Source organism: Streptomyces sp. NPDC051921, from assembly GCF_040680975.1.
In the GTDB taxonomy this organism is placed as follows: domain Bacteria; phylum Actinomycetota; class Actinomycetes; order Streptomycetales; family Streptomycetaceae; genus Streptomyces.
The window spans coordinates 96,756-120,173 of record NZ_JBFAXU010000004.1; the positions used below are offsets into that span (position 1 = coordinate 96,756).

The 23,418-nt window shown below is 73.5% G+C and carries 18 protein-coding genes, 2 tRNA genes and 1 pseudogene; 17 read left to right on the forward strand and 4 right to left on the reverse strand.

Going from position 1 to position 23,418, the window contains the following annotated elements; genetic code table 11:
- Window positions 1-15: 15 nt before the first annotated feature.
- The 7 genes from AB0M16_RS07140 (at window position 16) to AB0M16_RS07170 (ending at window position 6,709) form a co-directional block, all read left to right on the forward strand.
- Window positions 16-948 (forward strand): 2-aminoethylphosphonate ABC transporter permease subunit, encoded by a 933-nt coding sequence (locus tag AB0M16_RS07140; protein WP_365339706.1) that lies wholly within the window; start codon window positions 16-18, stop codon window positions 946-948.
- The gene (locus AB0M16_RS07145; RefSeq protein ID WP_365339708.1) at window positions 935-1,738 is read left to right on the forward strand and encodes an ABC transporter permease subunit; all 804 of its coding nucleotides are present in this window, start codon (window positions 935-937) and stop codon (window positions 1,736-1,738) included. Before AB0M16_RS07140 ends, AB0M16_RS07145 begins: the two co-directional genes overlap by 14 nt.
- A gap of 36 nt (window positions 1,739-1,774) precedes the next feature.
- Window positions 1,775-2,842 (forward strand): 2-aminoethylphosphonate ABC transporter substrate-binding protein, encoded by a 1,068-nt coding sequence (locus AB0M16_RS07150; protein WP_365339710.1) that lies wholly within the window; start codon window positions 1,775-1,777, stop codon window positions 2,840-2,842.
- Between the two features lie 139 nt (window positions 2,843-2,981).
- A complete protein-coding gene (locus tag AB0M16_RS07155; protein WP_365339712.1) occupies window positions 2,982-4,526 on the forward strand; it encodes an alkaline phosphatase family protein in 1,545 nt (514 codons plus the stop codon).
- An 80-nt stretch (window positions 4,527-4,606) separates the two neighbouring features.
- Window positions 4,607-5,386 carry an HAD-IIA family hydrolase gene (locus AB0M16_RS07160; protein ID WP_365339714.1) on the forward strand — a complete coding sequence of 260 codons (780 nt, stop codon included), beginning with the start codon at window positions 4,607-4,609 and terminating at the stop codon, window positions 5,384-5,386.
- A gap of 85 nt (window positions 5,387-5,471) precedes the next feature.
- Window positions 5,472-6,059: a hypothetical protein gene (locus tag AB0M16_RS07165; protein WP_365339716.1), complete on the forward strand. Its 588-nt coding sequence runs from the start codon at window positions 5,472-5,474 to the stop codon at window positions 6,057-6,059.
- A gap of 5 nt (window positions 6,060-6,064) precedes the next feature.
- Window positions 6,065-6,709, forward strand: a complete 645-nt coding sequence (locus tag AB0M16_RS07170) for a class F sortase (protein WP_365339718.1) — start codon at window positions 6,065-6,067, stop codon at window positions 6,707-6,709.
- 251 nt (window positions 6,710-6,960) lie between these two features.
- Here the strand turns inward: AB0M16_RS07170 and AB0M16_RS07175 are convergent.
- Window positions 6,961-7,034 (reverse strand) — tRNA-Lys (locus tag AB0M16_RS07175).
- A 183-nt stretch (window positions 7,035-7,217) separates the two neighbouring features.
- Between AB0M16_RS07175 and AB0M16_RS07180 the strand changes: the two genes are divergently transcribed.
- The 6 genes from AB0M16_RS07180 (at window position 7,218) to AB0M16_RS07205 (ending at window position 16,592) form a co-directional block, all read left to right on the forward strand.
- Window positions 7,218-8,588 carry a peptidoglycan-binding protein gene (locus AB0M16_RS07180; protein WP_365339720.1) on the forward strand — a complete coding sequence of 457 codons (1,371 nt, stop codon included), beginning with the start codon at window positions 7,218-7,220 and terminating at the stop codon, window positions 8,586-8,588.
- A gap of 2,049 nt (window positions 8,589-10,637) precedes the next feature.
- A complete protein-coding gene (locus tag AB0M16_RS07185) occupies window positions 10,638-12,119 on the forward strand; it encodes an SPFH domain-containing protein (RefSeq protein WP_365339722.1) in 1,482 nt (493 codons plus the stop codon).
- A 200-nt stretch (window positions 12,120-12,319) separates the two neighbouring features.
- Window positions 12,320-12,910, forward strand: a complete 591-nt coding sequence (locus AB0M16_RS07190) for a lytic polysaccharide monooxygenase auxiliary activity family 9 protein (protein WP_365339724.1) — start codon at window positions 12,320-12,322, stop codon at window positions 12,908-12,910.
- Window positions 12,911-12,936: 26 nt separating this feature from the next.
- Window positions 12,937-14,613 carry an AMP-binding protein gene (locus tag AB0M16_RS07195; protein ID WP_365339726.1) on the forward strand — a complete coding sequence of 559 codons (1,677 nt, stop codon included), beginning with the start codon at window positions 12,937-12,939 and terminating at the stop codon, window positions 14,611-14,613.
- Window positions 14,614-14,685: 72 nt separating this feature from the next.
- A complete protein-coding gene (locus AB0M16_RS07200) occupies window positions 14,686-15,999 on the forward strand; it encodes a sensor domain-containing protein (protein ID WP_365339728.1) in 1,314 nt (437 codons plus the stop codon).
- Window positions 15,939-16,592: a response regulator transcription factor gene (locus AB0M16_RS07205; RefSeq protein ID WP_365339731.1), complete on the forward strand. Its 654-nt coding sequence runs from the start codon at window positions 15,939-15,941 to the stop codon at window positions 16,590-16,592. Before AB0M16_RS07200 ends, AB0M16_RS07205 begins: the two co-directional genes overlap by 61 nt.
- Before the next feature lie 137 nt (window positions 16,593-16,729).
- Here AB0M16_RS07205 and AB0M16_RS07210 read toward each other — a convergent pair.
- Together AB0M16_RS07210 and AB0M16_RS07215 are read right to left on the reverse strand one after the other, a co-directional pair.
- A tRNA-Lys gene (locus AB0M16_RS07210) sits at window positions 16,730-16,803 on the reverse strand.
- A gap of 74 nt (window positions 16,804-16,877) precedes the next feature.
- Complete coding sequence (locus tag AB0M16_RS07215) at window positions 16,878-17,636, reverse strand: IclR family transcriptional regulator C-terminal domain-containing protein (RefSeq protein WP_365339733.1); 759 nt, start codon at window positions 17,634-17,636, stop codon at window positions 16,878-16,880.
- 338 nt (window positions 17,637-17,974) lie between these two features.
- Between AB0M16_RS07215 and AB0M16_RS07220 the strand changes: the two genes are divergently transcribed.
- The 4 genes and pseudogenes from AB0M16_RS07220 to AB0M16_RS07235 all read left to right on the forward strand — a co-directional run bounded on the left by AB0M16_RS07220 (window position 17,975) and on the right by AB0M16_RS07235 (window position 21,368).
- Window positions 17,975-19,066, forward strand: a complete 1,092-nt coding sequence (locus AB0M16_RS07220) for an LLM class flavin-dependent oxidoreductase (protein WP_365340225.1) — start codon at window positions 17,975-17,977, stop codon at window positions 19,064-19,066.
- Between the two features lie 242 nt (window positions 19,067-19,308).
- Window positions 19,309-21,003 (forward strand): glycosyl hydrolase family 18 protein, encoded by a 1,695-nt coding sequence (locus AB0M16_RS07225; protein WP_365339735.1) that lies wholly within the window; start codon window positions 19,309-19,311, stop codon window positions 21,001-21,003.
- 81 nt (window positions 21,004-21,084) lie between these two features.
- Window positions 21,085-21,213, forward strand: a pseudogene (locus tag AB0M16_RS07230) (GNAT family N-acetyltransferase); the annotation flags it as partial.
- Window positions 21,214-21,233: 20 nt separating this feature from the next.
- Window positions 21,234-21,368, forward strand: coding sequence for a hypothetical protein (locus AB0M16_RS07235; RefSeq protein ID WP_365339737.1), 135 nt, complete (start codon window positions 21,234-21,236; stop codon window positions 21,366-21,368).
- 13 nt (window positions 21,369-21,381) lie between these two features.
- Here AB0M16_RS07235 and AB0M16_RS07240 read toward each other — a convergent pair whose 3' ends face one another.
- Window positions 21,382-23,262: an EAL domain-containing protein gene (locus tag AB0M16_RS07240; protein WP_365339739.1), complete on the reverse strand. Its 1,881-nt coding sequence runs from the start codon at window positions 23,260-23,262 to the stop codon at window positions 21,382-21,384.
- Between the last annotated feature and the right edge of the window lie 156 nt (window positions 23,263-23,418).

Here is a 23,418-nt window from a genome sequence, read left to right on the forward strand (position 1 = left end):
GATTGCCCACGACCGGTGGACAGTGATCTGCCGCCACGCGGTGCCGCGGCCGCCCCGACCCCCGGCCCGGCAGGCCGGCGCACGCCCCCGGCCGCCGCGAAGGAGCGCAGCGCCCGCGCCTGGCTCTGGGCCGCGCCCCCCGTTCTCGCCCTCGCCGTCGTCTTCCTCTATCCGCTCGCCCTCGTCGTCCGGGAGTCCCTCGCCCCCGGGGCGTACGCGCAGGTCTTCGCCTCCGCCTCCTTCCGCGACGCACTCGTCACCACCGTGTGGCTCGCCGCGGCGGCCACCGTGGGATGTCTCGTCCTCGGCTTCGTGCTCGCGCTGGTCGTCGCGTTCGTGCCGTTCCCCGGCGGCCGGGCGGTGTCGAAGTTCATCGACGTCTTCCTCTCCTTCCCGTCCTTCCTGATCACGCTGGCCCTGCTGTTCCTGTACGGCACGGCCGGCATGGCCAACGGACTGTGGACGGACGTCACCGGCGCGGCCGACGGGCCCTTCCGGTTCCTCACCACCCCGTGGGGCGTGCTCCTCGCCGAGATCACGTACTTCACACCGTTCGTGATCCGGCCGCTGCTGGCCGCCTTCTCGCAGCTGGACACCGCCCAGCTGGAGGTCGCCTCCTCGCTCGGCGCCAGGCCGCTGCGGATCGTGCGCCGGGTGATCCTGCCCGAGGCGCTGCCCGCGCTCGCCGCCGGCGGCAGCCTCGTCCTGGTGATGTGCCTGAACGAGTTCGGGATCGTGCTGTTCACGGGCGCCAAGGGCGTCACGACCCTGCCGATGCTCGTCTACGGCAAGGCCATCCTCGAGTCCGACTACGCGGCGGCCTGTGTCGTCGCCGTCGTCAACGTGCTGATCTCGGTGGGGCTCTACGGCCTCTACCGGACGCTCTTGGCCAGGTCCGGCGGCGCCGGGTCGGGCCGGGAAGGGAGCCGTCGTCGTGCTGGTGCATAGCCGAGCGGGGCGCCGGTGCGCCTGGGCCCTGTTCGCGGTCCTCTTCGTACCGCTCTTCGCCCTGCCCCTCCTCGTCATCCTCGCCGCCTCCTTCTCCACCCACTGGTCCGGCGCCTTCCCCTCCGGGCCGACCACCGCCCACTACGCCGCCGCCGTGCGCGGCGAATCGCTGCAGGCGCTCACCACGAGCCTCGTCACCGCGCTGACCGCGAGCCTGCTCGCGCTGACGGTCGGGACCTGGGCCGCGCTCGCCGCCGCGGCGATGCGCGAGAAGGGCGTCGGCCGCAAGGTCCTCGACGCGCTGTTCGTCCTGCCGGTGGCGGTGCCGTCCGTGGTCGTCGGACTCGCCGTCCTGGTCGCCTTCTCGCAGCCGCCGCTGCTCCTGAACGGCACGCGCTGGATCGTGATCCTCGCGCACGCCATTCTTGTCACGGCGTTCGCCTACCAGTCGGTTTCGGCCGCCATCCTGCGTCTCGACCCGATGTACGAGCACGCGGCGGCCAGTCTCGGTGCCCGCCCCTCGTACGTCCTGCTCCGGGTGCGGCTGCCGCTCCTGCTGCCGTCGCTGAACGCGGCGGCGGGCCTCTGCTTCGCCCTGTCCATGGGCGAACTGAGCGCCACGATGATGCTCTACCCGCCGGACTGGCTGCCGCTGCCCGTGCTCGTCTTCACGGCCACCGACCGCGGTTCGCTCTTCACGGGCTCGGCCCTGGCCGTGGTCCTCATGGCGGCGACGCTGATCGTCCTGCTCGCCGTCTCCCGCGTCCGCACCAAAGCCTCGTACCGCTGACAACCCCGCCCCGTACCACCAGGAGAGAACGACGTCATGCGCACCATGTCCCAGCACCTCAAGCCGATCGCCGCCGTCACCGGCAGCCTCGCCCTCGCCGCCACTCTCACCGGCTGCGGCGGCTCCACCGCCGCCTCCGAGGAGAAGGTCGTCACCGTCTACAGCGCCGACGGCCTCAAGGGCGAGGCGGGCGACGGCTGGTACGACAAGGTCTTCAAGGACTTCGAGAAGCAGACCGGCATCAAGGTCGAGTACGTCGAGGGCGGCTCCGGCGAGATGGTGCAGCGCGCCGCCCGCGAGAAGAGCAACACCCAGGCCGACCTGCTGGTCACCCTGCCGCCGTTCATCCAGCAGGCGGACTCCAAGGGGCTCCTCCAGGCGTACACGCCGAAGGACGCCGCCATGGTCAACGGCATCGACAAGGCCGACGACGGCAAGTGGATCTCCGTCGTCAACAACTACTTCGGCTTCATCCACAACAAGAAGGAGCTGCCCACCGCGCCCACCACGTGGGAGCAGCTGCTCGACGCCAAGTTCAGGAACAAGCTGCAGTACTCCACCCCGGGCGTCGCGGGCGACGGCACCGCCGTGCTCATCAAGGCCATGCACGACTTCGGCGGCAAGGAGCCGGCGATGGAGTACCTGAAGAAGCTCCAGGCCAACAACGTCGGCCCGTCCTCCTCCACCTCCAAGCTCGCCCCCAAGGTCGACAAGGGCGAGATCCTGGTCGCCAACGGCGACGTCCAGATGAACTTCGCGCAGGCCCGTTCCATGCCGAACCTCGCCATCTGGTTCCCCGCGAAGGAGGGCGGCAAGCCCACCACCTTCGCCCTGCCGTACGCCGCGGGCCTGGTGAACAACGCCCCGCACGGCGAGAACGCCAAGAAGCTGCTCGACTTCATGCTCGGCGAGCAGGCGCAGCGCGAGGTCAGCTCGGTCGGCGGCGGCTTCTCCGTCCGCAAGGACGTCAGGGCCACCGACGCCAACGCCATCGAGCTCGGCAAGCTGATGACCGGCGTCGAGGTCTTCGAGCCGGACTGGTCGGACATCGACACGAACCTGACGGCCTACGTGGACGCGTGGAAGTCCGCGACCGGCAGCTGAAAGTTCACCGCACGCCCCTTTCCCCGCCCAGAAATGTAGCGGAAAGATAACGGGTACGGACCAAAGCTCAACGCCCCTGAGGAATCAGGGGCGTTGGCGCGCTCCGACCCCGATCTCCCAGCTACGGAGGACCCCCGACATGCCGCTCACCGGCATATCCCGCCGCACCGTGCTCGCCGCCGCCGGCGCCACCGCGGCCGTCGCCGCCGCCGGCCTCGCCACCGCCCCCGCCGCGCAGGCGGCCACCGCCGCCGCGCCGACGCTCCCCGACGGCACCAGCCAGGACAAGGTGCTCGTCGTCGGCATGGACGGCCTGCGCCACGACCGCATCGACGCCGCCAAGGCGCCCACCCTCAAGTCCCTGATGGCGAACGGCACCTACGGCCGCTCGCTGCTCTACGCCGACCCGATGGCCGCCACCTCGTCCGGCCCCGGCTGGTCGACCGTCTCCACCGGCGTCTGGCCCGACAAGCACGGCGTCAAGGACAACACCTTCGCCGGCCGCAACTACGGCACCTACCCCGGCTTCCTCGCCCGCCTCCACCAGGTGCGCCCGGAGCTCTCGCTCTTCGCCGCCGTCGACTGGCCCGAGCTCGACACGTACGGCACGGTCACCCCCGGCGCCGACGCCAAGCTCGTCTACGACAACGACTACGCCGTCAACGACCTCACGATCACCGAGATCACCGAGGACGTCCTGCGCAACCAGAACCCCGACGTCCTGTTCGTCTACTTCGGCGAGACCGACGAGATCGGCCACACCTACGGCGCCGCCAGCCAGAAGTACCTCGACGCCATCGACGTCCAGGACGCCTACCTCGGCCGCCTCCTCGCCGCGATCCGGGCCCGCCCGACCTACGCCGGCGAGCGCTGGACCGTCATCGTCGCCACCGACCACGGCCACACCGACGCCGGCGGGCACGGCGGCTCCAGCATCGAGGAGCGCCGCACCTTCGTGCTCGCCCAGGGCCCGGGCATCGCCGCCGGCGCCCGGCCCGTCGACACCCGGCTCGTCGACGTCGCCGCCACCGTCTTCCGTCAGCTCGGCATCACCCCCGCCCCCGCCTGGGGGCTCGACGGCAAGCCGATCCAGGACCGCTCCACCGACCCGTTCGAGGCCCTCCACCCCTCCCTGAGCGGCCGCGTCGACGAGACCGGCATCCCGGCCGGTGTCCTCGGCTTCACCCACACCGCGCCCAGCGGCTGGTCCGTCATCAACAACGCCATGGGCACCGGCGGTGTGACCGAGTGGCGCGGCTGGTCCTTCGCCACCGACGAGTTCTGGTCCCGCTCCCAGCGCGACCAGTGGCGCGAGCTCAACGTGCGCGCCCGCGGCGTCTTCGCCGTCGCCGACTCCGACGAGTGGGCCGACAAGTCCTTCTCGGGCACCTACGACTCCACGCTCGTCAGCCCTGCGTACGCGGTCACCGGCGCGTCCCGCGTCACCCTGGACTTCACGACCTTCTACCGACAGGAGGGCGCCCAGACGGCGCAGGTCCTCGCCTCCTTCAACGGCGGCACGCCGACGGTCGTGAAGAGCTACGCGGCGGACGTCGTCTCGCAGCCCCAGTCGGTCACGGTCGCCGTGCCGGCCGGCGCCTCGAACGTCAGCTTCCGTTTCCGCTACACCGGGTCCAACAACTGGTACTGGGTGATCGACGGGGTCAAGGTCGGCACTTCCTGACCTAGGCTGGGGGCGTCGCCACAGCGTCGTCGCGTCGCCCCCAGCACACCGCACGTCCGCACGGCAGGAGTCCCGCACCCATGGCAGAGCGCAAGCCGATCGAATCCTGGCTCACCGACATGGACGGCGTCCTCATCCACGAGGGCGTGCCGATCCCCGGTGCCGACGCGTTCATCACGAAGCTGCGGGACACCGGGAAGCCCTTCCTGGTCCTCACCAACAACTCGATCTACACCGCGCGCGACCTGCACGCCCGGCTGGCCCGCATGGGCCTCCAGGTCCCCGTCGAGAACATCTGGACCTCGGCGCTCGCCACCGCGAAGTTCCTCGACGACCAGCGCCCCGGCGGCACCGCGTACGTCATCGGCGAGGCAGGCCTGACCACCGCGCTGCACGACATCGGCTACGTGCTCACCGACCACGACCCCGACTACGTGGTCCTCGGCGAGACCCGTACGTACTCCTTCGAGGCGATGACCAAGGCGGTCCGGCTCATCAACGCGGGCGCCCGCTTCATCTGCACCAACCCCGACGAGACCGGGCCGTCCCTCGAAGGCCCGCTGCCCGCGACCGGGTCGGTCGCCGCGCTGATCACCAAGGCGACCGGCAAGGAGCCGTACTTCGCCGGCAAGCCCAACCCGCTCATGATGCGCACCGGCCTGAACGCGATCGGCGCCCACTCCGAGTCGAGCGCCATGATCGGCGACCGGATGGACACCGACATCCTGGCCGGTCTGGAGGCGGGCATGCAGACCTTCCTGGTGCTCACCGGTCTGACCACGCAGGCGGAGATCGACCGCTTCCCGTTCCGCCCGTCGAAGATCGTCAAGTCGATCGCGGACCTCGTCGACCGCGTCTGAGCGGTCGCGACGGGGGCCCTGGTCGGCCCTCTGCGGATGCGCGACGGACCGAACCGGGTGACCCTGCCAGTACCAGGAGGTCACCATGCGTTCAGGTCCCATCGCTCTCCGTGCCGCAGGAGCGGCCTTGGTGCTGGTGCTCGCGCCCACGGCGGGCACCGCCCTCGCCCACGACGGAGTGCAGGCCACCGTCACCCCGTCCACCGCCTCGCCCGGCGCCGACGTCGACGTCCGCGTCACCGGCTGCAAGGGCACCACCGGCGCCGCCAAGTCCCGGGCGTTCGCCACGGACGCCGAGCTCACCGGCCGGGACGGCGGGAAGAACCCGCTGTTCGGCGACACGACGGTCAGGCACGGTCTCGAGGACGGCGCCTACAAGGTCAGCGTGACCTGCGACGGGCACGAGCACCGCGACGTCGGCACGATCCATGTCAGGCACCACGACGGGCCGACCCACCGGCCCACGTACCACCCGTCCCCGATCGCCCCGGTCCACGCGGGCGGCGGCGGCGCGGCCGCCTTCGCCGCCCCGGCCGCGCCCGGCGTGGCGCAGACCGCGGGCGCGGCGGGCCTCGGCACCCCGTACACCCTCCTGGGGCTCGGCCTGGCCGCGGTCGCCGCGGTGGCCGTCGCCTTCCGCAGCGCCCGCCGCCGCGGTACGGGCTCGGACTGACCCGCGTGACGTCCGGCCGGGCGCTGACCGGGACGGCCTGGACGGTCCTGTTCCTCGGCCTGTGGCTCTGGGGCCGGGGCGCCGTCGAAGGGCCCGTCGGCGGCTCGGCCCCCACGACCGGTGACATGGCCGCCGTGGGGCGCCCGCCCGGCGCTCCGCCGCCCCCGGCGCGCACCCCGCTGGACCCGGTCGAACCGCTGCGTGTGGAGATCCCCTCGCTCGGGATCTCCGCGCCCGTCGTGCCCCGGGGCCTGGACGCGGACGGGGCGATCGACCCGCCCCCGTTCGAGATGCCGCACACGGTCGGTTGGTACGGCTCCGGCACCCGCCCCGGCGCCCCCGGGCCCGCCCTCCTCGTCGGCCACGTCGACACCGAGACCCGCCCCGCCGTCTTCTACGGCCTGAGCGCGGCCCGCCCCGGCGCGACGGTCTCCGTGACCCGTTCGGACGGAAGCGTCGCGGAATTCACGATCGACGACGTCCGGGTCCATCCGCGAGCGGGCTTCGACGCCCGGCGGGCCTACGGCCCGCACGTGCCGGACCGGGCGGAGCTGCGCCTGATCACCTGCGGGGGGACCTACGACCGGGAGAGCGGGACCTACTCGGCGAACGTGGTGGTGTCGGCGTATCTGACGGGGAAGCGCGGCTGACCGCCCTTCCGCAGCGGCGCGGCGCCGCATCGGGGACGACCGTGCCCGCGATCCCGTGGGGCGGGCGACCGGGGGCCGGCCGGCGGGGCGGGAGGCGCCGGCCGCCGGCCGGTCCGGTCCTCGACCGCGGGCTCACGGGCCGCGGGAGGAGCCCGGAGCCGCCGCGGGAGGTCGGGTCCCGCTCACTGTAGAGGAGAACGCCGAGAACGACCGAGGCCCTTCACCAGATGGTGAAGGGCCTCGGCCTCGCGTGCGCCGCCAGGGACTCGAACCCCGGACCCGCTGATTAAGAGTCAGCTGCTCTAACCAACTGAGCTAGCGGCGCCTGCTGACAGAGATAACTCTACAGGACGTCTGACCATGCCCTTGACCATTTACGGTCCCGCCCGGCCTGTCGGATGGTCGTATTGACCCTTCGATCCGTCAAAATGCGATTTGTCCAGACAGTTGAGAAACTGGCGCCCGTGCAAGAGCGCCAAAAGATCTTGACGAGTGTGGAGGGGAACGCATGAGTGTGCCGGTCTTCGAAGAAATCGAGCCCGCGGCCGACTGCGGTTGCGCGGGCTGCGCCCGGCAGCGGCGCGACCTCGCGCTGGGCCTCCCCGTCCGCGCGGGAGGCCACCCGTCCGTGCACGGCGCCCGCCGGGCCCTGGTCCTGGTGACGGCGGCGGGGGTGGTGCTCGGCGGGGGGACGGGAGTGGCCGACGCGGACGCGGCGGGCGCGACGGGAGTGACGGACGCCGCGGGCGTCACGGACGACGGCGCCGTCTCCACCGGCCCGGGCGCGGACACCCCGCAGGGCGGCCGGGGCCCGCTGCACGGCGGCGCTCCCGGCCCCGGCTCGTCCCCGGCCCCGGGCGCTACGCCGACGACCAGTCAGGTCTCCGCCCAGTCCCTGCGGAAGACGACCCGGACCGAGATCATCAACCGCGCCAAGACCTGGATCACGGAGGGCGTCCCGTACTCGATGGAGCGGTACTGGAGCGACGGCTACCGCCAGGACTGCTCCGGCTACATCTCGATGGCCTGGAGCCTCCGGACCAACGAGTGGACCGGCAGCCTCGACCGGTTCGCCGACCGGATCGACCGGACCGAGCTCCAGCCCGGCGACATCCTGCTCTTCCACAACCCGGCCGACCCGACGCGCGGCTCGCACGTGACGATCTTCGGCGGGTGGACGGACTACACGCACACCTCGTACATCGCCTACGAGCAGACGAAGCCGCGCACCCGGAAGCAGGCGACGCCGCTCGCGTACTGGGCGAACTCCGACCGCTACCTCGCCTACCGCTACAAGGGCGTGATCAGCGGCGGCAGTACGGGGAGCGGCTCGGCGGGGGCGGTGACGGCGTCGGCGTACCCGGGGACGGCGATGTTCGGGCCCGGTGCGAACAACGCGTACGTGACGCAGCTCGGGAGGCTGCTCGTGGCGCGGGGCGGCAAGAAGTTCTACGCACAGGGCCCCGGCCCGCGCTGGGGCGAGGCGGACCGCCGGGCGACCCAGGCCTTCCAGCAGGCCCAGGGCTGGAAGGGCCGCGACGCGGACGGCATGCCCGGCCCGCAGACCTGGTCGCTGCTCGTCGCCGGCAAGGGCAAGGACATCGGCGGTTCGAGTGGTTCGGGCGGGTCGAGCGCAACTGCGAGCGGGTTCCCAGGGCGTGGCTACTTCCGTCCGGGCCAATCCAACGCATATGTGGAGAAGCTGGGCAAACAACTGGTGAAGCGGGGCTACGGCGGGCACTACGTGTCGGGCCCCGGTCCGCGGTGGACGGAAGCGGACCGCCGCAACGTCGAGGCCTTCCAACGGGCCCAGGGCTGGCGCGGCGGCGCGGCCGACGGCTACCCGGGTCCGGAGACCTGGCGGCGCTTGTTCCGATGACCCCGAGAACATGAGGTGGACCGAATGACGGCATCGACCCCGAATCCCCCGGACTCCGGCCCGGCGGCCACCCGAGACGCGGCCCGCACGGCCCGCCGCCTCACCGACGGCCGCCTACGCCCGGCGGGGCCTCCGGGCGGGACGACTGCGCCCGGCACCGGTGCGGGGGCACCTGCCGGCGCGGGTTCACCCGGCGACGGGGCCCCACCGGTGAGGGGGACGGCGGTGCCCGCTGGCGGCGGCGCGGCGCCGGGTACGGGTGCGGGCTCGGCTGCACCTGCCGGCGGCGGGGACCTGGGTGCGGGTCCGCCCGCGGGCGGGTCCGAGGGGCCGGGCGCCGGCCCGCTGCCCGCTGCCGCGGCGGGCGCGCGGGCCGGAGCCGTCGCCGTCGACGCCGCCCCGGAAGGGGCCGCACCCGGCGCGGGCGCCCCGCGGCCCGGAGCGGCCGGTGTGCCGCAGGATCCGGCGGCGTCCGGTGCGTCCGGTGCCCCGACGGCGCGAATCGATTCGGCAGGAGCGGCACGCCCGGGTACGGCCTCCGGCACGGTGGGCGGCGTGGCCTCGCAGCCGGCGGACCGTTCGGCAGGTCCGGTGCCGGGGGCGCCCGCCCCGCAGGTGGGGGTCCAGGAGGAAGCGGCGGCCGGCGGCTCGCGGCATGCGCGCCCGACCGTCGACCCCGCCGGCCCGTACGAAGCCCCGGCGGCACCGCGAGGCACCGGCTCCGTCCACGCGAGGGACGCCGCACCCGCCACGGACCCGGGCGCCGGGGCGCAGCAGGGCCCGCGGCCCGCGTCCGACCCCGCCGGCCCGCAGACCGGCTCGGCGCCCACCGTCGGCCCGCGTTCCGTGCTGCCCGGCCGGGCCCGCGAGGGCGCGGGGCCGGAGAGGGCCACGGCGTCGGTGCCTGCAAGCGCGACGGCGCCCGCCACCGCTGCGGCGTCTGCCACCGCGACGGCGCCCGCCACCAATTCGGCGCCCGCCACCGATTCGGTGCCCGCCGCCGCTTCGGGCCCGGCGCCGGACGGCTCCGCCGTCCGGCAGGCCGAGTCGTCCGGCGCGCCGGTGGCGCCCGCCGTCGCTTCACGTGCGGGGTCGCCCGGTTCGGCGGGCACGGGCCCGGCTCCGGGCGGCTCCGTCACCGCGCGGGGTGCGTCGTCCGACGCGTCGGTGGCTCCCGGAGTCGGTTCGCGCCCCGCGTCGCCGGCTCCGGCCGACGAGGGCGTGGTCGCGGGTGACCCCGCCGGCCTCCGGGCCACCCCCGGCGCGACCGCCGCCGACCCGGACGCGGTGCCGGGCGGCTCCGCTCCTTCGCCGGCCATGTCCTCCGTGGCCTCGGCGGCACCCGGAGCCGGTTCACCCGCCGTGACGCGGTCCGGCCCGCGCGTCGGACCCTCCGGCCGGGCGGGTTCGGACGCATCCCCCGCCAGCCGCGGCGCCGCGCAGGCCGGCGCGGTTCGGGCGGCCTCCGACGGCCCCGGCGCCGCGCCGTCGGTCCGTCCGGACCTCGGCCCGGCGTCGCCAGGCCCGACCCGCGGGGACGCATCCCCCGGCACTCCCGGCGCCGCGCAGGCCGGCGCGGTTCGGACGGCCTCCGACGGCCCGGGGGCCGGGTCGCCCGACCCGGCCCGTGCACGTGCGGGGGCGACCGGCCCCGGTGCCGCACGGCAGGACGTTCACTCTGCTGCTGCGGGGGCCGGCCCGATCGGAGGGGGGCCCGGCGCTCCGAAGGCGGGCGGTTCCGGCGCTCCGGCGACGGCGGGCGCGGCCGGCTCTTCGCAGCAGGCCCGGCCGGGCCTGCGCCCCGCGCCGCCCGGGCTGGCTCGGGGCGGCGCGGCCGCGGGTGACCACGGCCGCCGGGCGGACACCTCGCCGGCGCCCGCCGCCGGTTCCGGCGCCGCGCCGCAGCACGGCCCGCGGGCCGCGGCGCCCGGCCTCGCCACCCCGCGGGCCGCGTCCTCCGACTCCTCGGCGGCGCCCGGCCCGGCCGGTAGCGGCGCGGTCGCCGAAGGCCCCGAGACCGCGCAGGCCGCTGCCCCGACCGCGGCCGCCGTGGGTTCGTGCGCGGCGGCGACCGGCAACGCCGCGCAGGACGTGGATCCGTCCGGCTCGGGGGCGCCGGGCGGCCCCGCCACCCCGCCGGCCGCGGGTCCCACGGCGACCGCCCCCGCGGCCGGCGGATCCGTCGACCTCGGCCGCCTCGCCGGGGGCCGGGTCAGGACTGTCGCCGTGCCCGTGGCCGCCTCCGTCGACGTCGTGCCGCGCGGGTCCAGCGGGCCCAGTGGGACCAACGGGACCTCCGGGATCTCCGGGATCTCCGGGACCTCCGGGGTCTCCGGGACCTCCGGGACCTCCGGGACCTCCGGGGTCGGTGTCGGGAACGGCGGCGGGGGCTCGCGGCGCCGGAACGTGATCGGGACCGAGACCACCGGGTCCATCCCGGTACATCTGCTGTTCCGGGACGAGCCGGACGGGGCCGACGACGGGGGGCCCGCCACCGTGCCCGTGCCCAAGATGCCCAAGACCCCCGTGGCGTCCAAGGCGTCGGCGCGGAAGGGGAAGGGCAAGGCCGCCGTTCCCCTACCCGCCCGCCGCGCCGCCGTACCCGCCCGCCCCGCTCCGACCGCCGATCCGAAGCTGGTCGAGCGGCCGGGGCCGGTGCTGCCCGGGTGGATCGGGGTGGCCGGGGGAGTGCTCGCGCTCGTCGGGTGCGCGGCCCTGCTGTGGTGGACGGGGGCCGTGCCCGCAGAGGTGACGCGGATGCTGCACGCGCCCTCGCGCCCGTACGACGGGATCCGCCTCTGGCAGTGGGCCCTGCTGGCGCTCGGGGTGGTGCTGACCCTGTTCTTCCTGGGCGGGCTCGGCCGCGGGCGGGTGGGCTACGCCTTCGTCCTGACGCTCTTCGGCGACTACCGCGGCACCGTGCGCCGCACCGGGCTCCTCTGGGTGAGCCCGCTCCTCCTCCGCCGTCGCGTCGACGTACGGCTGCGGCACTGGAGGAGCGAGCCGCTGCCCGCCGTCGACGCGAAGGGCACGGCGCTGGACGTCGTGGTCCTCGTCGTCTGGCGGATCCGGGACACCGTGCGGGCCGCGCTCGGCGTGGACCGGCACGAGGAGTACCTGCGCGAGCAGGTGGAGGCGGCGATGGCCCGCGTGCTGTCGCAACTGCCGGCCGACGCGTTCCACGAGGACGCGCCGACGCTGCGCGACTCGGAGGCGGTCGGTGAGGCGCTCACCCGCCTGCTGTCGGCGGAGTGCGCCCCGGTCGGCATCGACGTCTTCTCGGTGCAGCCGACCCGGATCGAGTACGCCCCGGAGGTCGCCGCGGCGATGCAGCGCCGTCGGATCGCGGCGATCGACGCGAAGCACCGGGACAGCGTGCTGACCTCGGTCGTGGACGCGGTGGACGACGTGGTCCACCGGCTGACCTCCCGCGGTCTGGTGGAGCTGGACGACTACGAGCGCAAGGCGCTGGTGAAGGATCTGACGGTGGCGTTCTACACCGGCCGAACGGTGCCGGGGGAGGGGGCGTAAGGGGGGCGGGGCCGGAGGCGGCCGTCCCCCGTGGGGCTTCCCCGCGGGGGACACCCGTGTGCTCCCCCGACCCTCTCCTTTGGTATGGACATGCTCAACTTCCGTCCCTACCTTGGTACTTGGTCTAGACCGGAACCGTCATCCCCGCACGCGTGAAGCACAGCCCACAGAACTCCCCCACGTTCTCCTGGAGCGACAGCATGCGCAAAAAGACAGGAGTGGCGGCCGTGGCGCTCGGCGTCGCCGCGGCCTCCCTCTTCGCGACCACCAGCGCGAGCAGCCACGGCTACACCGACTCGCCGATCAGCCGTCAGAAGCTCTGCGCCAACCGCACCGTGGGCAACTGCGGTGACATCCAATGGGAGCCGCAGTCGGTCGAGGGGCTCAAGGGCTTCCCGGCCGCCGGGCCGGCCGACGGGAAGATATGCGCCGGCGGCAACAGCCGCTTCGCGCAGCTCGACGACCCCCGCGGCGGCGCCTGGCCCACCACCAGGGTCACCGCGGGCCAGAGCTACACCTTCCGCTGGCAGTTCACGGCGCGCCACGCGACCACGGACTTCCGCTACTACATCACCAAGAACGGCTGGAACGGGAGCAAGACCCTGACCCGGGCCGACCTCGACACCCAGCCCTTCCTGGTCGTCCCCTACAACAACCAGCAGCCGCCCTCGACCCTCTCGCACTCCGGGACCGTCCCGGCGGGCAAGACCGGCCGCCACCTGATCCTGGCGGTGTGGACCATCGCGGACACCGGGAACGCCTTCTACGCGTGCTCGGACGTTCAGTTCTGACGGAGCGTCAGCTACCATCCCGCCGCATGGGGACCGTCGCGGAACTCGTACGACGCCAGTGGGGCGACCACCGGACCGGACTGAGGGACGAGCACACCACCCTCACCCACCACGAGGTCGCCTCCGGCGCCGCCGCGCGCGCCGCCCTGCTCACGGAGCTGATGCCCGACCGGCCGGGGAGCGAGCCGCACCTCGGCCTCCTGCTCGACAACACACCGGAGTACCCGCTCTGGCTCGGCGCGGCGGCCCTCGCGGGGGCCGCCGTGGCCGGGATCAACCCCACGCGGCGCGGCGCCGAACTCGCCCGGGACATCCGGCACACCGCCTGCCGGGTCCTGGTCACCCAGCGCGCCCACCTGCCGCTCCTCGACGGCCTCCCGCTGCCCGGGCTGCGCGTCCTCGTCACGGACACCGACGCCTACGCGGCCCTCCTGGCCCCCTACGGCTCGGCCACCCCCGACGACACCTTCCTGCGGCCGGCCCGCCCCGACAGCCGGCTGCTGCTGTACTTCACCTCCGGCTCCACCGGGGCTCCGAAGGCGGCCGTCTGCTCCCAGGGGCGGCTCGCCGCCGCCGGTGCCTCGCTCGTCTCCCACTTCGGCGTCACGCGCGACGACACGCACTACATCTGCATGCCGATGTTCCACGGCAACGCCGTCATCGCCGACTGGGCGCCCGCCCTCGCCGCCGGTGCCGGCATCGCGCTCCGGGCCCGATTCTCGGCCTCCCGCTTCCTCCCCGACGTCCGACGCTTCGGCGCCACGTACTTCACCTACGTCGGCCGCGCCGTCCAGTACCTGCTCGCCACCCCCGAGAGCCCCGACGACCGCGACCACCGCCTCCGGCTGGGCTTCGGCACCGAGGCCGGCGCGGTGGACGCGGCACGCTTCGAGGCGCGCTTCGGGGCGCGGCTGGTCGAGGGGTACGGCTCCTCCGAGGGCGGGGCGGCGATCCAGCGGACCGCCGACACCCCGGCCGGCGCGATCGGGCGCGCCGCGCCCGGTGACGACCTGGCCGTGGTCGACCCGGACACCCGACGCGCGTGCCCGCCGGCCCGCTTCTCGGCCACCGGCGTCCTCCTCAACGCCGACGAGGCCGTCGGCGAGCTGGTCAACCGCGGCCGCAGCCCCTTCGAGGGCTACTGGCGCAACCCCGAAGCCGACGCCGCCCGGCTCCGTGACGGCTGGTACTGGACGGGCGACCTCTTCTACCGGGACGCCGACGGCTTCCTCTACTTCGCCGGCCGCACCGGCGACCGGCTGCGCGTCGACAGCGAGAACCTGGCCGCCGCGATGATCGAGAACATCCTGGCCCGCTGGGAGCGCGCGGCAGGCGTCGCCGTCTACGCGATACCCGACCCGGTCGCCGGGGACCGGGTGATGGCCGCGCTCGCCCTGCGACCCGGCGCCGCCTTCGACCCGACCGCCTTCGCCGCCTTCCTCGCCGCCCAGACCGACCTGGGCACCAAGATGCCCCCGACCTACGTCCGCGTCATGCCCGAACTCCCCCTCACCGCGACCAACAAGATCCACCGCGTTGCCCTCCGCCGGGCCGGCCTCACCACCCCCGACCCCATCTGGTGGCGCCCTGCGCCCACCGCGCCGTACGAGCCGCTCGGGCCGGAGGGCCGCACCCACCTGCGCGGGCTGTACGAGAAGCAGAACCGTCCCTTCCCGGGGCAGGTCCCACGGCCCCAGGGGTAGGGCCAGGGCCACCCCTGGTACACCCGCCACACCCATGGCCCGCCCCCGCCTCCCGCGCATAGCGTGATCGTCATGCAGCCCCGTCGCCCCCACGGCCCCCGTACCGCCTGGCAGGCCCTTGCCCGGCCCGGCGGTTTCCTCCGCACCTCCTGGCCCTGGCGGGCCGTCGCCTACCTCGCGTCCGGGGTCGTGAGCGGGGCCGTCGTGCTGGCGGTGCTGCTCGTGCTCGCGGGGTTCTCCGTGCTGCTCGTCGGGCTGCCGCTGCTGCTGTCGGCGGGGGTCGCGCTCGGTGGGAGCGAGCGACGACGGCTGCGGCTGGTCGAGACCGAGCCGGCGGCCGATCCGCATCGCGTGCCCGAGGCGCCCGGGCTCGGGGCCTGGGTGCGGGTACGGGCACGGGAGCAGGCGACATGGCGGGAGCTCGCGTACGCCGTGCTGCACGCCACCGTCCTGTGGCCGCTCGACCTCCTCGTGCTCGCCGTCGGGGTCGGGCTGCCCCTCGCGCTGATGAGCGCGCCGCTCCAGCTGGCGGCCGACGGGCAGGAGGCGAAGGTCGTCAAGGCGTACCTCGTCACCTCGTACCCGCAGGCCTTCGGGGCCGCGCTGCTCGGGATGCTGCTGCTGCCGCTGCTGCTCCATCCGCTCACCGCGCTCGCCGGTGCCCGGGCGGCGCTCGCCCGGGCGCTGCTCGCCCCGCGCGAGGCCGAGCTGCGGGACCGGATCGGTGAGGTCACCGCGTCCCGCGCCCGGCTCGCCGCCGCCTTCGAGGCCGAGCGGCGCCGGATCGAGCGCGATCTCCACGACGGCGCCCAGCAACGCCTGGTCGCGCTCACCATGACCCTCGGTCTCGCCCGCTACGACGCCCCGCCCGGGCCGCTCGCCGACCAGCTCGCCAAGGCGCACGCGGAGGCCGGGCAGGTCCTCACCGAGCTGCGCGAGCTGATCCACGGCATCCACCCCCAGGTGCTCGCCGACTACGGGCTCGGCGCCGCACTCGCCGACGTCGCCGACCGCGCCTCCACAGCTGTGGACACGGACGTCGAGCTGCCCCGGCTGCCGGGCCCCGTCGAGAGCGCCGGCTACTTCGTGGCCCGTGAGGCCCTGGCCAACATCGACCGGCACAGCGGCGCCGCCCGCGCCCGGATCACCGCCCGGCACCGGGACGGAGCGCTGCTCATCGGCGTCGAGGACGACGGGCGCGGCGGCGCCGACCCCGCCCGGGGCAGCGGGCTCACCGGACTCGCCGACCGGCTGGCCGTCCTCGATGGCACACTGACGATCATGAGCCCGCCCGGCGGGCCGACCCTGCTACGAGCGGAGATCCCGTGCAGCGCCCTCTCCGAATCGTCCTCGCCGAGGACAGCGTCCTCCTCCGTGAGGGACTGATCGGCCTGCTGGCACGCTTCGGCCACGAGGTCGTCGCCGCGGTCGGCGACGCCGACGCCCTGCGCGACGCCGTCGCCGCACACGCACCGGACGTCGTCGTCACCGACGTCCGGATGCCGCCCGGCTTCCAGGACGAGGGGCTCCGCGCGGCGGTGGCCCTGCGCGCCGAACGCCCGGCGCTGCCGATCCTGGTGCTGAGCCAGTACGTGCAGCGTTCGTACGCCGCCGATCTCCTGGACGCGGGCGACGGGACCGGCGTCGGCTACCTCCTCAAGGACCGGATCGGGCAGGTCGAGGAGTTCCTGGACGCCCTGGGCCGGGTGGCGGACGGCGGCACGGTCGTCGACCCCGAGGTCGTACGCCAGCTGCTGCGCCGCCACCGCGACCCCCTGCAGGCGCTGACCCCGCGCGAGCGGGAGGTCCTGGGCCTGGTCGCGGAGGGCCACTCGAACGCGGCGATCGCCCGTCGGCTGGTCGTGACGGAGGCGGCGATCGGCAAGCACATCGGCAACATCCTGGCCAAGCTCGACCTCCCGCCGGCGGAGGACACCCACCGCCGGGTGCTCGCCGTCCTCGCCTACCTCCAGGCGTGAGGGACCCCGCGGGAAAGGGCGGCCGGCGCGCGGCGGGCGCAGCGCGGGAAACGGCGGTCGGAAGGCGGCGCCCGGGAGTCGGCGCCCGGCGGGGAAAGCAGAAGGCCCCTCGCTCTCGCGAGGGGCCTTCCTGTCTGTGCGCCGCCAGGGACTCGAACCCCGGACCCGCTGATTAAGAGTCAGCTGCTCTAACCAACTGAGCTAGCGGCGCCTGCTGACAGAGAAAATACTACCTGGTCCCGAGGGGTGCTCGTGACCACGCCCGTCCGGGTGACCGGGGAGCCCTCAGATCGCCAGCGACAGCACCACGGGGGCGGCCCGCCGGTTGAGCATGTCGGCCGCCGAGCGGAGCCGGTGCGCGTGCTCCAGCGGCAGCGACAGGGCCAGGCAGCCCACGGCCGAGCCCGCCGTCAGCGGCACCGCGGCGCAGACCGTGCCCACCGCGTACTCCTGGAGGTCGAGCACCGGGACGGTCGGCGGCTGGCTGTCCAGCTTGGAGAACAGCACCTTCTCGTTGGTGATCGTCCGGGAGGTCAGCCGGGCGATCTTGTGCCGGGCCAGGTGGTCCCGGCGCCCGTTCAGGTCGAGCTGGGTCAGCAGGCACTTGCCGACCGCGCTGGCGTGGGCGGCCGAGCGGAAGTCCACCCATTCGTTGACCTTGGGCGTGCGCGGGCCGTCGGCGAACTGGGTGATCTTCACCTCGCCGTCGATGTAGCGGCTGATGTAGACCGCGGCGCCGACCGAGTCGCGCAGCTCGGTCAGGGTCTCCTGGAGCTTGCGCTCCAGGGCCTCGCGGCGGGTGGTGCCGGAGCCGAGGAGGACCAGGGAGTCGCCGATGACGTAGGCGCCGTCGGAGACCTGCTCCACGTACCCCTCGCGCCGGAGCATCAGAAGCAGGGACGCCAGATGTGCGGTGGGCAGGCCGGTCTCCCGCGCGATCTGCACGTCCGTCACGCCGCCGCCGTGCCGTGAGACCGTCTCAAGCACGCGCAGGGCGTATTGCACCGAATGGAACGGCGCGGTGGGCTCGGGCTTCAGCGCCACGGTTTCCCCCTACCAGGTTGTGACCGCAAGCTTCCGTACCACGATAGCCGCCAAGCACCCGTTACGGGGCGGCTGTTGGCGAGATTGATGCGGTGCCCAAGGGCTGTACGCTGCGGCGCACCACTCTGGCATATGCCATGGTCACAGCCCTGCGGGAGAGGCTGAGGTCAGGGCCGCGAACGAGGCCTTCCGGACGCGCGTTCGGGCCCCTTCCGGACGTGAAGATTTTTTCGGCGGAATAACCGGAGACACCCTCCTGTTAGTCCGCAGGCAGATCCCCCCACCTCCCCACCCACTTTCGTCACTGCGCAGGAAGGCCGCCCACGGTGAGCGACGCGATTCGAGACGCGATTCGAGGAGAGGCGCGCGGCACCGCGCCCGTACCGCTGTCCGTACTGGATCTGGTGACCGTCGGCAGCGGGCGCACCGCGAGCCAGGCGCTCGCCACCAGCGTCGGTATCAGCCGGCTCGCCGAGCGGCGCGGCTACCACCGGCACTGGGTGGCCGAGCACCACTCGATGCCCGGGGTCGCCTCGTCCTCGCCGGCCGTGATCCTGGCCCACCTCGCCGCCCACACCCGCCGTATCCGGCTCGGCTCGGGCGGCGTGATGCTGCCCAACCACGCGCCGCTGGTGATCGCCGAGCAGTTCGGCACCCTGGAGGCGCTCGCCCCGGGCCGGGTCGACCTCGGCCTCGGCCGCGCGCCCGGCACCGACGGGGCGACCGCCGCCGCGCTGCGCCGCACCGAGGGCCTGAACGAGGCGGCCGACGATTTTCCGCAGCAGCTGGCCGAGCTGACCCGCTTCCTCGACGACGACTTCCCGGACGGGCACCCGTACGCGCGGATCCACGCCGTGCCCGGCCCGGTGCAGGGGCCGAAGGGGCGGCCGCCGGTCTGGCTGCTGGGCTCCTCGGGCTTCAGCGCGCGGCTCGCCGGGCTGCTCGGGCTGCCCTTCGCCTTCGCCCACCACTTCTCGGCGCACCACACGGTCCCCGCCCTCGACCTCTACCGGGAGTCCTTCCGGCCGTCCGCGGTGCTCGACGCCCCGTACGCCCTGATCGGTGTCGCCGCGCTCGCCGCCGACGAGGCGAAGGAAGCCCGCCGCCAGGTGCTGACCGGCGCCCTGGCGATGCTGCGGCTGCGCACCGGCCGGCCCGGTCTGGTGCCGACGCCGGAGGAGGCGGAGGCGTACGGGTTCAGCCCCGCCGAGCGGGAGTTCGTGGACGGCTGGCTCGCGAACATCGTCCACGGCACGCCGGACGAGGTGCGCGAGGGCCTGGACGGACTGCGGAAGCGGACCGGCGCCGACGAGCTGATGATCACGGCCAACGCGCACAGCGGGGAGGCCCGGCTGCGCAGTTACGAGCTGATCGCCGACGCGTACGGACTGCCGGAGCTCGCGCCGGCGGACCCGGCGGAGCTCGGGTAAGCGGAATTTCCCCGGCCGTTGGTTCGTCCTCGAACCGGTGGGCGCGGGAAGCCTAAGGGACCCTTAAACCGCTCGTCACGGATGGTGGCGAGCGGTTCTTTTTTGTGCTGCACGCCTCTGACAAGGGCTTTCTCCGGCCAATTGGTCTAGTCCTCAATCTGGTTCAGACCATTGACGCACTGTTCACGCGGCGGATATCACTGCTCCAACTTCCGTACCGCCACCCCTCCCGGAGGCCGCACGTGCACCCCCGCAGACCACTGATCGCCGCCCTGTTGAGCTCGGCACTCGCCGCCGGCGCGCTCGCCACGACCGTCGGCCTCGGCTCCGCGCAGGCAGCCGACACCGCCGCCGCCCCGTCCACCGGCGGCGTCAAGATCGCCTACTACGACCAGTGGAGCGTGTACGGCAACGCCTTCTACCCGAAGCACCTAGACGAGCGGGGCATCGCGGCCAAACTGGACGTCATCAACTACTCGTTCGGGAACATCCACCCGACCGACCTCACCTGTTTCGAGGCCAACAAGGCCGCGGGCGACGACAACAACCCCAACGCCGGTGACGGCGCGGGCGACTCGTACGCCGACTACCAGAAGTCCTTCTCGGCCGCGGACAGCGTCGACGGCGTGGCCGACAAGTGGGACCAGCCGATCGTGGGCGTCTTCAACCAGTTCAAGGAACTGAAGGCGAAGCACCCCCACCTGAAGATCAACATCTCGCTGGGCGGCTGGACCTACTCCAAGTACTTCTCGGACGTGGCCAAGACCGACGCCGGCCGCCAGAAGTTCGTCGCCTCCTGCATCAAGCAGTACATCCAGGGCGACCTCCCGGTCGAGGGCGGCTACGGCGGCCCCGGCACCGCGGCGGGCATCTTCGACGGCATCGACATCGACTGGGAGTACCCGGGCTCGGACGGAGGCCACCTCGGCAACCACTACGCCCCCGAGGACAAGCAGAACTTCACCCTCCTGCTCGCCGAGTTCCGCAAGCAGCTCGACGCGTACGGCGCCGCCCACGGCGGCAAGAAGTACCTGCTCACCGCCGCCCTGCCGGCCGGCCAGGACAAGATCAAGAACATCGAGACGGACAAGATCGGCGCGTACCTCGACTACGCGAACATCATGACGTACGACATGCACGGCGCCTGGGACGGCGACGGGCCGACGTACCACCAGTCCCCGCTCCACTCCGGCACGAACGACCCGACCGACGCCATCAAGCCGGGCACAGAGAAGTACTCGATCGACAACGCCATCGACTCCTGGATCGACGGCAAGCCCGCCTACGGCATCACCGGCGGCTTCCCCGCCGACAAGCTGACCCTCGGCTACGAGTTCTACTACCGCGGCTGGAAGGGCGTCCCGGCCGGCACCACCAACGGACTCGCCCAGACCGCGACCGGCGGCTCCAACGCCCGCCCGCTCAGCCAGGCGGCCGGCATCGCCTACTACAAGGAGCTCGGCGGCATCGTCGACAACGCGGCGACCACCTTCTGGGACGACCAGGCCAAGTCCGCCTACTTCTACAAGGACGGCGAGTTCTTCACCGGTCTCGACCAGCGCACCATCCAGGCCCGCGCCGACTACGCCCACCAGCGGGGGCTCGCCGGCGCGATGATGTACTCGCTGCTCGGCCTCGACGCCAACGCCACGCTCTTCAACCAGATCGTGACGGCGGTCGGCTCCTCCCCGACGAGCCCGACCACCCCGCCCACCACGACGCCGCCGACCACCCCGCCGACGACTCCGCCCACCACTCCGCCGACGACGCCGCCCACCGGCTGCACCAACCCGGCCTACGTGGCCGGCCAGGTCTACACCGGCGGTCAGACCGTCTCCCACAAGGGCCGCAACTGGAAGGCCAAGTGGTGGACCCAGAACGAGGAGCCGGGCACGACCGGCGAGTGGGGCGTCTGGCAGGACCTCGGCGCCTGCTGATCACCCGCTGATCCCTCGCGGCACCCCCTCATGAACCACTGCCCCCGCCCGGAATGTCCCTCCGGCCGGGGGCAGTTCCATGTCACCCGCACCGTGCTCGCGGGCGGCGATGTGGTCGGGCACGTGGCCGCGTACGGCGAGCCGGGCGAGCGGGAGGTCACGTATTTCATCGATCGCTCCTCCTGGGGGCGGGGCATCGCGACCGCGGCGCCAGGACCCGCACCGATCCGGTGCTGTCCGCCGCCGCCCGGGCGAGCAGCGGGCGTTCGGGGACCTCGGCGAGCAAGGTCGTCGGCGAGGACCGGGGCTTCGCGAACGCGCGGGGAGCGGAGATCGACGAGCTGGTGCTGCGGTGGGACGGATGATCCTCCCCACCCGTTACACGGGAAGCGGCGCGACGCCGATGAGACCCGCGATGCGGTCCGGGGGGACCGCCCGCGAGTAGAGCCAGCCCTGTCCGGTGTCGCAGCCGATGCGGCGCAGCCGGGCGGCCTGGCCCGCCGTCTCCACGCACTCGGCGGTGACCGTGAGCCCGAGCCGGTGGGCGAGCTGGACGAGCGCCTCGACGATCAGCTCGTCCGCCGGGTTGGCGTGCTCCTCGTCCTGGAAGCCGCGGACGAACGATCCGTCCAGTTTGAGGACGGAGACCGGGAGCCGGCTCAGGTAGGCCAGGTTCGAGTAGCCGGTGCCGAAGTCGTCGATGGCGATCCGCACGCCCATGTCGCTGAGCGCCTGGAGGGCCTGGAGCGGCCGGCCCGCCGAGCCCATCACCGCGGACTCGGTCAGCTCAAGCTGCAGCAGATGGGGCGCGAGCCCGGTCTCGACGAGGATGCCCGCGACGTCCGCCACCAGGTCGGAGTCCCAGACCTGGCGCACCGCCACGTTGACGCTGACGAAGATCGGCCGGTCGCCCGGGTGGTCCTTCTGCCACTGGCGGGCCTGCCGGCAGGCGGTCCGCAGCACCCAGCGCCCGAGCTCGACGATCGATCCGTCCTCCTCGGCGATCCCGACGAACCGATTCGGCGTCAGCGTGCCGAACTGCGGGTGGTTCCAGCGCACCAGCGCCTCCACCCCGCGCACCGCGCCGTCCACGAGGTCCACCAGCGGCTGGTACTCGAGCGCGAACTCCTCGCGCTCCACGGCCGGCCGCAGGGTGGAGGAGAGTGCCTGCCGTGTCATCCGGTGGGCGTTGCGCTCGGGGTCGAAGAGCGTCCAGCGGGCCTTGCCGTCGGCCTTCGCCCAGTACAGCGTGGTGTCGGCGGCCTGCATCAGGCAGGTGGCGGAGGAGCCGTGGGCCCGCCGCTCGACCACGCCGATGGACGCGGAGACCGAGAGGCGCTGCCCGGACAGGTCGAAGGGCTCCTGGAGCGCTTCGAGGACGGACTGCGCGAGATCGGCCAGTTGCTCGGTGCCGGTCGAGTCCTCGACCAGGATCGCGAACTCGTCGCCGCCGAGCCGGGCCACGAGGTGCCCGCCGTTGCGCGTGTAGCCGTAGCCGTCGGCGCACTCGGTGAGCCGGCTCGCGACGGCGGCGAGCAGCCGGTCGCCGACCCGGTGGCCGAGGGTGTCGTTGACCGCCTTGAAGCCGTCGAGGTCGAGATAGCAGATGCCGATCCGCCCTGTTCCGCCATGCCCGTACGACTGGTACGACCCGTACGACCCGTCCGGGGCGTCCTCGTCCGCGGGGCCCTCGGCGGCCGCGCTCTCCAGGGCGGCGGTGAGGCGCTCGAAGAAGAGGGTGCGGTTGGGCAGCCGGGTGACCGGGTCGTGCATCTGGAGGTGGCGCAGCCGGGCCTGGAGCTCGCGCCGGTCGCTGATGTCGGCGACGGTGAGCAGGACGCGCGGGCTGTCGGGCACGGGCGAGACGGTCACCTCGGCCCACAGGGAGCGCCCGTCGGGGTGCTTGAGCCGGCGGGTGCAGCGGAAGCGGGAGCGCCGGCCGCCCAGCACCTCTCGGTAGGCGTGCCAGGTGCGCCCGTCGGAGGCGAGGTCGACGAGGTCGGCGGCGGCCTGCTCGCGCAGGGCGGCGGCCTCGGTGCCGAGGAGGGCGCCGAGCGCCTCGTTGGCCGCGACGACGACGCCGGCCCGGTCGACCATGGCCATCGCGAGCCGGGTGGCCCGGAAGGCGGCGCGGTAGTCGCGGAGTTCGCTCTCCCGGGACTCCGATGGCGTGAGTGCGTGATCGGGATCCGATCCGTGACGCTCCGTGAGCACCGGCTTCGCCGACGGGTGCACCGGTTCTTCGGGGATTCCGCTCACCGCTCGCTCCCGTAGTGCGTTCGGGCCGTACAGATGTGGTCGGAAAGGTCGGCCAAGGAAAGTGGACCGATCATAGAGGCAGGCCTGGGGCCCGTTCCAGCTCCGAGGCCCGGCGCCGGTCCCGTGGAGGCTGTGAGGCTGCCCACCCGAACCCCC